2 protein-coding genes are annotated in these 1886 nt (G+C 38.6%); both read right to left on the minus strand.

The window, feature by feature from the left end; translation table 11 throughout:
* Nucleotides 1-1661: tRNA uridine-5-carboxymethylaminomethyl(34) synthesis enzyme MnmG (gene mnmG, locus E1176_RS01710; protein ID WP_155208849.1), on the minus strand; the 1661-nt coding region annotated here is incomplete at its 3' end.
* Nucleotides 1662-1790: 129 nt separating this feature from the next.
* Nucleotides 1791-1886: rRNA maturation RNAse YbeY (locus tag E1176_RS21210; RefSeq protein WP_185152549.1), on the minus strand; the 96-nt coding region annotated here is incomplete at its 5' end.

Consider the following 1886-nt stretch of genomic DNA (forward strand, 5'->3'; position numbering starts at 1 on the left):
TGCTCTTTTTGAATGTAATTTTCGTATTTAATCTGAATTTCCGCTTGCTGTAAAATGGTGTCATCGTACTTACTTAAATATTCATTAAGCTCAGAATTAAGCCCTTTGATATTGTAAATATTTAACTCAGGTCTTTTGAGTAAACCCAATACAGGTATCTTTTGAGTAATAGCTGCTGTATTTAAGTCTGACAATGACTCATTAATTTCTGGTTCAACTCGTTTTTGATGTAGATCGTTAATGACTCTTTTTACATCATTTTGTTTATCCAGCATATTATCTAGACGCTCGTCTGATGCAAGCCCTATTTTATGACCCAGAGCGGTGAGTCTTAAATCTGCATTATCCTGACGAAGTAATATTCTAAACTCAGCACGTGAGGTAAACATACGGTATGGCTCGTCTGTACCTTTATTAATTAAGTCATCAATAAGCACCCCAATGTAAGCTTCAGAACGCTTAAGGATAAACTCCTCTTTACTATTTATTTTATTATGAGCATTTATACCCGCTACCAAACCTTGGCATGCAGCTTCTTCATAGCCAGTGGTTCCATTTATTTGACCAGCAAAGTATAGGTTTTCTACCAGCTTAGTTTCTAATGTAAGGCCCAACTGTGTAGGTGGAAAATAGTCATACTCTATAGCATAACCTGGCCTAAACATTTTGGCGTTTTCAAAACCAGCTATTTTTTGTAAAGCCTTGTGTTGAATATCTTCCGGTAATGAAGTAGAAAATCCATTAACATAAATCTCTACAGTATTCCAGCCTTCTGGTTCAACGAAGATTTGATGGCGATCTCTTTCTGCGAATCGATTAATTTTGTCTTCAATAGAAGGGCAATACCTTGGTCCTATCCCCTGAATCCTACCGTTAAACATCGGTGACTTATCAAAGCCAGATTCCAATATTTCATGAACCTCAGGGTTAGTGTAAGTTATATGACAACTCCTTTGTTGATTTACCACTGGGGTATCTGTAAAGGAGAACTTACCCGGTACTTCATCCCCGGCCTGTTCTTCCATTTTAGAATAATCTAAAGAGCGACCATCTACTCTGGGCGGAGTACCGGTTTTCATTCTCCCTGATTCGAAGCCAAGTTCCACTAACTGTTCTGTTATCCCTTTAGCCGCTCTCTCTCCAGTACGACCTCCACCAAATTGTTTTTCACCTATGTGTATGATACCATTAAGAAACGTACCATTAGTCAAAACAACAGATTTAGCTTTGATTTCTAAACCCATTCCTGTTTTTACACCGGTCACCTTACCATTTTGAGTGATGATTCCAGTGACCATTTCTTGCCAAAAATCGATATTGTGGTTTCTTTCTAATGCCAATCTCCACTCTTCAGCGAATAGCATTCTATCATTTTGAGTTCTAGGACTCCACATAGCAGGACCCTTAGACATATTCAGCATCCTAAACTGAATCATCGATTTGTCTGCTATTATACCGGACTGGCCGCCTAAGGCATCAATCTCTCTTACTATTTGTCCTTTAGCTACACCACCCATAGCAGGGTTACAAGACATCTGAGCTATGGTATTCATGTTCATCGTCACTACCAAAACAGAAGAACCCATTGTGGCTGCTGCATGTGCAGCTTCACAACCAGCGTGTCCCGCTCCGACTACAACTACGTCATATTCTTTAAACATGTGTATTGAATTTTATGTGTTCCACGTGGAACAGTAATCTTAATATTCTACTTTGTAATTAGTTTGCTTTCAACATCTCCTATAAAAAAAGTGTTCCACGTGAAACACTTATTACGGATCTGTCATATCTCAGCGCAAAGATAGACAAGCTTCTTCTTTTTTACGCATTCTTAATTTGTCCTCTTCAGTTGCGTCACCGTGTCCCATTAAATGTAAAACACCATG

This window comes from Fulvivirga aurantia (assembly GCF_009711475.1).
In the GTDB taxonomy this organism is placed as follows: Bacteria; Bacteroidota; Bacteroidia; order Cytophagales; family Cyclobacteriaceae; genus Fulvivirga; species Fulvivirga aurantia.